Below are 9,442 nucleotides of genomic sequence, written 5' to 3'. Positions count from 1 at the left end.
GGGGTGCCTGCGACCAGCGGTTCCGGCAGCAGGTCGGAAAGCTTCCACGGCTGCGCGGCGACTTCCGGCAGCGCGTTGAACTTCTCGATGAATTCGGTTTCGTAGGTGTGGGTGGTCGGATCGATCGGGAACATGCCGGAGGCATCGCCGACGCCGAGCACCTTCTTGCCGGTGAGCTTCCAGTGCACGTAGCCGGCGAGCGTGGTGAAGTACGCGACCTTGCCGACGTGCTCTTCCTTGTTGAGCACCGCCTGGTACAGGTGGGCGATGGACCAACGCTCCGGGATGTTGTACTGGAACAGCTCGGAAAGCTTCTTGTGGGCCTCGGAGGTGTTGGTGTTCTGCCAAGTGCGGAACGGCACCAGCATCTCGCCGTCCTTGTCGAACGCGAGGTAGCCGTGCATCATCGCGGAGAAGCCGATGTGCCCGATGCGGGTGAGCTTCTCGCCGTACGCGGTCTCCACGTTCTGGGCCATGGCTGCGTATGCGGTCTGCAGGCCCTTCCAGATCTCTTCCTTGGAGTAGCTCCACAGGCCATCCTCCAAGTGGCTCGCCCAGCCGTAGTCTCCGGCTGCGATCGTGCTGTACGTATCGTCGATAAGCACGGCCTTGATTCGGGTGGAGCCGAATTCGATGCCCAGGCTCGTCTTGCCGGCACGGATCTTCTCGGCGGTCAATGCGATCTGATCGTCGAGCTCCTGCTCTTGCGCCATAGTTCCAAACTCCTTGTTTTCCGAGCACTCCACAACACCGTTGTCAAATGAGTGTTAGCGCTCACTGTTAACGCTCACTATTCTAGACAGACAGCACGGATTACACAAATCCGACGTGTCACGAAAGCGTAACAAAAAGCCTAACAAAAGATATGCCGTCAGGCAATGCGGAAGCGGGGCGCGAGGCATCGGAGACGCAGACCGACGCGCAACCCCCGAACATGACCCCGCCATCCGCGCATCCGCCGTCAAAACCCGGTCCCGAGCATATGTGGGTCCTGCCCGCACCTGCCATCATCCGCGCATCCAGCATCACATGCCTGCCACGGACGGCGGGACGCGCGAAGAAGCCAATGGTCTTACGGTCAGCGCCGAAGCACCGGCCCCAGCGAGCTGCGGCTGATCATCTGCATCGGAATCAGCCCCACGCCATGCTGCGATGCGGTGAACGACGTCTCCTCGCCCGCTCCCAGAAGGAACAGGGTCTCCTTCATCGCGGCGATGCCGAGCTGCTCGAAATCGGGGCGAACCGTGGTCAGCGGCGGGAACATGTTGTCCATCGCGGGCATGTCGTCGAAGCCGATGAGGCTCACATCCTGCGGGATGCGCACGCCATGCTCATGCAGGGCGCGGGCCACGCCCACGGCCTGGCTGTCGTTCGCGCACACCATGCAGGTCGGCAGGCTGCCGCCCCTGCGTCCGATGTTGTCGAGGATGTGGTTCATCCGCCCGTACGCCTCGGACGAATCCCATGTTTCGCACTGCACGGTGACGGAATTCACCGAATTGACCGCGCACAGCTTGTTCCACGACAACAGTCTTGTGGCGGCATCGCGCCATTCCTTGGGCCCCGCGAAATACAGCACGGAACGATGCCCATATTCGGCCACCACGCGCATCACATCGGCCATCGCCGACCACTGGTCGAGTCCGACCACGGAGACGCGCTTGCGATCCGCCGGTTTCATCAGACGAAGCCCGTCCTGGACGCCGAGGCCGCCATGCGTGGAAGTGACGATCACACGCGGCTGGGCGATCTGGGCGCGGCATGCCGCGGAGAACATGGTATCGGTGGGCGTGAGAAAAATGAACGCGTCGACGTTCATCTCGTCGAAGGTACGGCATAGGTCATCGAAGTCCACTTGCGTGCACAGCGCCTCATGCACCATGCTCACCGATATGAACAGTCCGTGCTGGCGCGCCATCGTCTCAATCGCGGAGATGGCGGAGATCGGCCCGTAGAACCGCTGGCCGCCCGCGATCAGGCCGATGGTGCGGGAGCGGTGAGACGCCAACGCACGGGCCGAGTTGCTGGGGCGGTAGCCGAGCTGGTCGATGGCCTTCTGCACTTTCGCGCGGGTGGCGTCGGAGACGTCGGGCGAATGGTTGATTACGCGGGAGACCGTCTGGTGGCTCACGCCGGCAAGCTTCGCCACTTCGAACATTGAAGGACGCTTCTTAACCGCATTGCGCTTGGAAACCATGCCTCATCGCCTTTCGAACATCGCCATTGTCATGTTCGCCATTGTACACGCAACTTTAGTTAGCGCTAACAACACTGCGAGTCCAAGCTTTTCGTCAATGCCAGCCGGCCTCTTGGACCGGCGGGCGGCCTGTGCATCCGCCATTGGGCGCAACGGCGAATCCGAAAGAGAAACGCTCCGCCATCGGCGATAGCGGTGACGGAGCCCCATACGACCGTATGCACGGCATCACATGCCCGTCTCGCGGCCGATCACCCCCGGGCAAGCCGGCGCAAACGCTCCGCGAAGTTGGGCCAGTCGGTGCGCATGGCGGTCAGCAGTCTGCGGTTGGGCACCTCATCGATCGGCACCCATTCGATCTCCATGCTTTCGTCGTCGTTGGCCTTGGGCTCGACGCGGTGGCCGGGCTTTTCGAAGGCGAACACGGTGGTGTACGCCCACGGGCCGTGGTCCTCGCAGTACGAGCCGACCACATCGATGTCTTCCGGCGTGATGTTGGCCTCTTCATACGATTCGCGCAGCGCGCCTTCGATCGGGCTTTCGCCGTCGGCGGTGGCTCCGCCGGGGATTCCCCAGGTGCCGCCTTCGGCGCTCCACACGGCGCGATGCTGCATCACGACATGCGTCACCTCACCGGTCCGGTCGTCGCGGCGCGCGAGCAGCACGCCGGAGGCGCCGTTGAGCCCCCAATGCCTGCGGCCGCAGGCGCATTCCACCCAACCGTCGCCGGGCTGGTGCACGTTCTCCTTGGGCGGCAGCGGCTTGGCCGCGCCGGTTTGGGAATCATAGGCGACGGTCGGATCCTGATCCTCCCGAGTGACGTTCCACAAGTCGGTCCATTCCACGCCGAGCTGTGCCGCAAGGCGACGGACCAGTGGCAGGCTCAGGCCGATGATGCCGTGGGGATCGCCTTCGATGGAATCGATGAACGCGCCGCCAAAGCCTTCCAGCGTGAACGAGCCGGCCACTTCCAACGGTTCGCCGGTGGCGATGTACCGTTCGATGTCGGTATCGGAATACTCGCAGAAGTGCAATGTCGCCTTGCTCGCGCCACGCGCCACACGGCCGGTGGCGAAATCAATCAGGCAATGGCCCGTCCACAGCTCCCCCGTGGCGCCGCGCATGGCGCGCAGGCGTTCGCGCGCCACATCCGCGCTGTGCGGCTTGCCGTAGCATTCGCCGTCAAGCAGGAACATGGAATCGCAGCCAAGGATCAGCGGACCGGTCTTCGCGCGGGTCAGCCCGCGCTCCCCCTCGATGGCGTCCGCGATGGGACCGCTGGTCATGGGAATCGAAACGCCGGAGAAATCACGGGTCTTCATCGCAGCATCGGCATCCATCTCATCGACGACGGAACCTGCGGCGCCGGCCGCTTTCAGCGGAAATCCGACGACGCGTTCGCCCCGCGCGGCGGCCGCGGTGGCGGCGACGTCGCGATACGCGCGATGCACCGCCTCCGCCTTGGCGGAAGCGAGAATCATCACACGCTGCTTGATGTCGATGTCCTCAAGCGGGAATCCCATTTTCGCGGCCGCACGCTCCAATGCGGCCGGCTCGTCCACATCGGAAACACGGATCGTGGGGCAGATGCCGGCCGAGAACAGCACGTCGCGGCGCGGCTTGGATTTCGAAGCGAGAATCAGCGGAATGCTCATGCGCGCTCCACCTGCACGCCCTTGGTGTCGACGCCCAGATGCAGCACGCGCCAATGGCCGGAGGCGAGCTCCTCGGCCGCGATCTGCTCCAGCTGCTCATGCACGTCGCCATGGTGCAGCACCAGCACGCACGGGCCGGCTCCGGAAACCGTGGAGGCGAATCCGTGGGAGCGCATCTTCTCGATGAGCTTCCACGACGGCTCCATCAGCGAAGCGCGGTACGGCTGGTGCAGACGGTCCTGCGTGGCCGCGAACAGCAGCGCGTTGGCGTTCTGACGCTGGCCGGAGGCCAGGGTCGAAGGATTCATGGCTGCCGGCATCAGGCTCACACGGGACAGATTGTGCACCGCGTCCTTGAACGCCACCTGGCCCGGCAGCGCCTGGCGCGCCTTCTCGGTGGAAAGCTCGTAATCCGGCACGAACACCGCCGCCGTCAGGTCATCGGCCACGCGGTAGTTGATGGTATGGAAGCCGTTGTGCATCGGTTCGCCGCCGGGAATCGGCACGGAGCCGATTCCTTCGGGGGTCTCCATATCCCACGACATGGTCAGTCCGCCGTAGACGGCGGGGGCGACGTTGTCGGGATGCCCTTCGATGGCGGCGGCCAGTTCGAACACCGCATCGCGGTTGAGGTCGTCGTCCTGGGCGAACGCGGCGGCCGCGGCGATGCCTGCCACGATGGCCTCGGCGGAAGAACCCATGCCACGGGCCTGGGGGATGTTGTTGTGCGCGTGAAGAATGAAACCGACACGCCCCAGGCCGAAGGTCTGGCAGGCGCGGCGGAAGGTGGAGACCACCAGATGCGTTTCGTCGCGCGGCAGGGTGTCCTCACCCTCGCCCTCGATCAATACCTGCGCCGCGGTGTTCACCGGATCGGCGCTCAACGTGAATTCAAGCTCGTCGTGATAGTCCAGGGCCAGACCGACCGTATCGAAGCCGGAACCAAGATTGGCGCTGGTCGCCGGCACGCGCACGTGCACCTTGCGAGTAACTGGAGTCATACCTCGTTATCCTTCATCACATCTTCATTACAGATTACGCACCGTATTCATATACGGGCCAAGAGTCACATCAAGCCCATGGCCACGGCCCGCCGAGGAACAGCGGAATGCCGCGGCCATGAGCCTGATGCGGGAACAATCAGTTCAGCACGCGCAGAATCGACGGCTCGCCGACGACGTAGTCGAGCTGGCAGACATCCTTGACCGTCTCACGCAGCGTGAGCTCGTCGGTCATGTGGGTGACCAGACGCAGCTGCTGCAATTCGCCGTCGTAGCCCGGATCCTTCAGCGTGGGCTTCAGGTCCTGGTTCACACCGTTGATGGAGACGCCGTGGTCGGCGAACTTCGCGGCAATCGCGGCGAGGACGCCCGGGTTGTCGTGGATGACGAAACGCACCGCGAACTCAGCCTTCGAGGATTCGATCGGAGCCTTCTTCAGGTCGTTGTACAGCGGAATGACCGGACCGGTGCAACCCTGCGCGATGTGGCGGGCCTCGGTCACGACGTCGCCGACCACCGCGGAGGCGGTAGGAGCGCCGCCGGCGCCACGGCCGTAGAACATGAGGTCGTCGGCGGCCTCGGCCTTGACGAACACGGCGTTGAAGGAGCCGTGCACGGACGCCAGCGGATGGGTGTTGGAGATCAGCGCCGGGTAGACACGCGCGGAAACGCCGGCCTCGCCGTTCTCGACGACGGCCAGCAACTTGATGACCTTGTTTTCGGCGGTCGCCGCGGCGATGTCGTCGGCGGTGATCTTCGTGATGCCCTCGACGGAGACGTCGTCGATGGTGACGTTGGTGTGGAAGCCGAGCGTCGCCATGATGGCTGCCTTGTTGGCCGCGTCGTAGCCCTCGATGTCGCCGGTCGGGTCGGCCTCGGCGTATCCCTTGGCCTGGGCGTCCTTGAGCACGTCGTCGAAATCGAGGCCCTTGGTGGTCATCTCGTCGAGGATGTAGTTCGTGGTGCCGTTGACGATGCCGAGCATGCTCGTCACCTTGTCGCCCACCAGCGATTCGCGCAGCGGACGCAGGAACGGGATGGCGCCGCCGACCGCGGCCTCGAAGTAGATGTCGACGCCCTTGGCCTCGGCGGCGGCGTAGATCTCGGGGCCGTACTTGGCCAGCAGCGCCTTGTTGGCGGTGACCACGGAGGCGCCGGACTCGATGGCCGCAAGCACGAACTTGCGCGCCACGCCGGTGCCGCCGATCAGTTCGATGACGATATCGGAGTTGGTCGCCACGCTCATGGTGTCGGTGGTGACGACGGACTTGTCGATCCACGGGAACGGATCGGTCTCGGCCGGATCGAGGCAGGCGACGCCGGTCAACTCGATCGGGCGACCGATACGTGCGGCAAGTTCTTCCTTCTGCTCGACCAGCAGGCGCGCGGTCTGGGAACCGACAGTGCCCGCACCCAGCAATCCAACGCGAATCGGCGCAACATCTTCCTGTGCCAAGACATCCTCCACTTGAGACGAAAGTATTGATATGACGCGTCCATTGTACGGTTCAAACGTGACGTAGAGGCCCTCGTACGCATAAAAATGGACGGTTCCCCACGATTGCGAACATCATGGGGAACCGTCCTCGATCGAAAGCGCCCAAAACCACATACGGAAGGTCACGAAGCCTCACGCGACAGCACAAAACCTCACGTTCCGACGGAGGTCGGCGTCACATGTCGGCATCGCGTGTATCGCCGTCGCCACGTCGGCCCCGTCGGACTCGTTCCGCACCAGACCACATCCTGCCCCGCTGTCGGACGGGCGCCTTGCGCGACGCCTATTCGCTGACGTCCCAGCCCAGCAGGTCGTCGATCGTCTGACGGCGGATCATGACGTGCGCGCCGGTCTCGCCGACGCCCACCACGGCAGGAATCAGCGCCTGGTTGTAGTTGCTGGCCATGGTGCGTCCGTACGCGCCGGTGACCGGCACGGCGAGGATGTCGCCACGCTTGATGTCGGCGGGCAGGCGCACTTCGTTGACGACGATGTCGCCGGATTCGCAGTGCATGCCCACCACGCGGCACAGTTCCGTCTCGGCGGAACCGGTGCGGTTGGCGAGTCTCGCGGTGTAGTCCGCGCCGTACAGCGCCGGACGGATGTTGTCGCTCATGCCGCCGTCGACGGACACGTAGACGCGTTCGGTGACGGGGTTGCCGTCCCTGTCTTTCGCGTCGCCGCTGAGCTGCACCGGCTTGACGGTGCCCACACGGTACAGCGTGACGCCGGTCGGCGCGACCGTCCAGCGTCCAGGTTCGAAGGAGATGACGGGGGCCGGCATGCCGAGCGCGCGGTTCACCGTGGCGACCGCGTCGGCGAGACGGCCGAGCTCCACGTCGATGTCCATCGAATCCTCGCCGTCGGTGTACGCCACGGAGTAGCCGCCGCCGAGGTCGACCTCGGGCAGCGTGTACGCATCGGTGGCGTAGAAGGTCTTGCGCAGCAGCATCATGCGCTTGGCCGCCTGGATGAAGGCGTCGGCGTCGTGGATGTTGGAGCCGATGTGGGAGTGGATGCCGACCAGTTCGAGCACGTCCTGACGGCGGTAGATGTCTTTGAGCACGGCGAGCGCCGGGCCGTCCGCGACCAACGTCATGGCCTCGGCGAGCTTGCGGTCGCCGTCGGAGACCTTCTCATGACTCAGGTCGTATGGATAGCGCACGTCGTATTGCAGCTTGCGTTCGGCGTGGTGCCCGACGGACTGCGCGGCATCGTTCCCGGCGGCGTCCGTTTCGGGATGCTCGCCCAGTTTCGCGTTGCTGCCGGCCGGCGTCACGTCGGCGAGGTCGTCGAGCACGTCGAGTTTGCCGGCGTCGGCGCCCGCCGGAAGCAGTGCGACGCCGAATTTCTGGTCCTCGTGCGCGGTGGAGACGAATTCGTGGCCGCCGGCGTGGATGCCGGAGGTGACGCGCAGCATGACGCGTGCGCGCTTGCCGAGCTTCTTGGCGATGCGCGCGATGCGCTCAGGTTCGTTCGGCTCGTCCACGACGATCTTCGCGAAGCCCTGTTCGACGGCGAGTTCGATTTCCGCGTCGGACTTGTTGTTGCCGTGCAGCACCAGGCGGCGTCCGGGGACGCCGGCGGCGAGCGCGATGCGCATCTCGCCCATCGTGCAGGTGTCGATGAGCATGCCGGATTCGGTGACGATGCGGCAGATCTCCTTGCTCAGCAGGGCCTTGCCGGCGAAGCTGACATGGGTGACGGTGTTGTTGAACGCGTGCGATGCGGACTTGACGAATTTCGTGGCGCGGGCGCGCACGTCGTCGGTGTCGATGACGTACAGCGGGGAGCCGAACTCGTCGAGCAGGCTTTCCGCGGTGCGTCCGTGGAAGGTGATTTCGCCGTCGGCGTTCACCGCCGAGCCGGCCGGCCAGATTGGAGTGACTGACATGGTTTCGTTGCGCCTCACATCTTGTCGGGAGCGGTGACGCCGAGCAGGTCGAGGCCTGCGGCGATGACGGTCTGCACCGCGTCGTTGAGCTTCAGTCGCGCGGCCGCGCGTGCCGGTTCCGGGGCCTTGGCGATGCGGACGGACTCGGCTTCGGCTCCACGGGCTTCCGAATCGGTGAGCTCCATCGGCACGACGCGTTCGACGTTGTACCACTTGTGGTAGGTGGCCGCGAGGTCTTCGAGGTAGTGGGCCACGCGGTGCGGGGCGCGCAGGTCGCCGGCTTCGCGCAGCAGCGCCGGCCACTGGGCCAGAGCCGCGAGCACTTCGCCGTCGGCCGGGGTGTCGAGCAGGCTCACGTCGGCGCCTTCGTAGGTGATGCCGGCCGCGGCGGCGTTGCGGTCGACGTTGCAGGAGCGCGCGTGCGCGTACTGCACGTAGTAGACCGGGTTCTCGTTGCTGTGGGACGCGAGCAGGTTGAGGTCGATGTCGACCGGGGAGTTGTAGTCGGTGCGGGCGAGTGAATAGCGGGACGCGTCCACGCCGATGGCGTCGGTCAGGTCGTCGATGGTGACGACGTTGCCCGCGCGCTTCGACATGCGCACGGCCTTGCCGTCCTTCATGACGTTGACGAGCTGTCCGATGAGGATCTGCATGTTCTCGCCCGGCTTGTCGCCGAAGGCAGCGCACATGGCCATCATGCGGCCGATGTAGCCGTGGTGGTCGGCGCCGAGCATGTAGATGGCGATGTCGGCGGGGTTGGCCTCGCGGTGGCGCTTGTTGCGGTAGTAGGCGATGTCGGCGGCGAAGTACGCGTAGTTGCCGTCGGACTTGATGATCACGCGGTCCTTGTCGTCGCCGTGCTTGGTGGATTCGAACCAGGTGGCGCCGTCCTTTTCGTAGATGTCGCCGCGTTCGCGCAGATCGGCGATGGCCTTGTCGACCTCGCCGTCGGAGTACAGGCTGTTCTCGTGGAACCACACGTCGAAGTTGACGCGGAAGTTCTTCATGGACTTCTGGATCTCGTCGAACATCATCGGCACGGCGCGCTTGCGGAATTCCTCGCGCTGTTCGGAGTCACCCTCGCCGAGCGGGTTGCCGTCCTTGTCGGCGCCGCCGTCGACGCGCGGCATGTTCAGGATGTCGATGCCGTCGGCCTCGGCTTCCTCGATGACGCGTTGGGCGATCTCATCGATGTAC

Annotated in this window: 7 protein-coding genes; all 7 read right to left on the bottom strand. The window is 64.8% G+C overall.

Annotation, left to right across the window (positions count from 1 at the left end; genetic code table 11):
- Positions 1-713, bottom strand: a 713-nt coding sequence (locus tag B3C64_RS04750; protein ID WP_291534091.1) for an FGGY family carbohydrate kinase, incomplete at its 3' end; no start/stop codon positions are given.
- A 365-nt stretch (positions 714-1,078) separates the two neighbouring features.
- Complete coding sequence (locus B3C64_RS04745; RefSeq protein ID WP_298047901.1) at positions 1,079-2,197, bottom strand: LacI family DNA-binding transcriptional regulator; 1,119 nt, start codon at positions 2,195-2,197, stop codon at positions 1,079-1,081.
- Between the two features lie 251 nt (positions 2,198-2,448).
- The gene (locus B3C64_RS04740) at positions 2,449-3,852 is read right to left on the bottom strand and encodes a Maf family protein (protein WP_291534087.1); all 1,404 of its coding nucleotides are present in this window, start codon (positions 3,850-3,852) and stop codon (positions 2,449-2,451) included.
- Positions 3,849-4,853 carry a homoserine kinase gene (gene thrB, locus B3C64_RS04735; RefSeq protein WP_291534085.1) on the bottom strand — a complete coding sequence of 335 codons (1,005 nt, stop codon included), beginning with the start codon at positions 4,851-4,853 and terminating at the stop codon, positions 3,849-3,851. The genes B3C64_RS04740 and thrB overlap by 4 nt, the downstream gene beginning before the upstream one ends.
- A 139-nt stretch (positions 4,854-4,992) precedes the next feature.
- Positions 4,993-6,309: a homoserine dehydrogenase gene (locus B3C64_RS04730; protein WP_291534084.1), complete on the bottom strand. Its 1,317-nt coding sequence runs from the start codon at positions 6,307-6,309 to the stop codon at positions 4,993-4,995.
- A 325-nt stretch (positions 6,310-6,634) separates the two neighbouring features.
- The gene (locus tag B3C64_RS04725) at positions 6,635-8,245 is read right to left on the bottom strand and encodes a diaminopimelate decarboxylase family protein (RefSeq protein ID WP_291534083.1); all 1,611 of its coding nucleotides are present in this window, start codon (positions 8,243-8,245) and stop codon (positions 6,635-6,637) included.
- A 14-nt stretch (positions 8,246-8,259) separates the two neighbouring features.
- Positions 8,260-9,442 (bottom strand): arginine--tRNA ligase (locus B3C64_RS04720; RefSeq protein WP_291534081.1); only part of this gene is annotated, 1,183 nt, incomplete at its 5' end.

The sequence above is a fragment of the Bifidobacterium sp. UBA6881 genome (assembly GCA_002451435.1).
In the GTDB taxonomy this organism is placed as follows: domain Bacteria; phylum Actinomycetota; class Actinomycetes; order Actinomycetales; family Bifidobacteriaceae; genus Bifidobacterium.
Note: the sequence above shows the minus strand (reverse complement) of the source record. Positions and strands in the feature narration are given on the sequence as shown.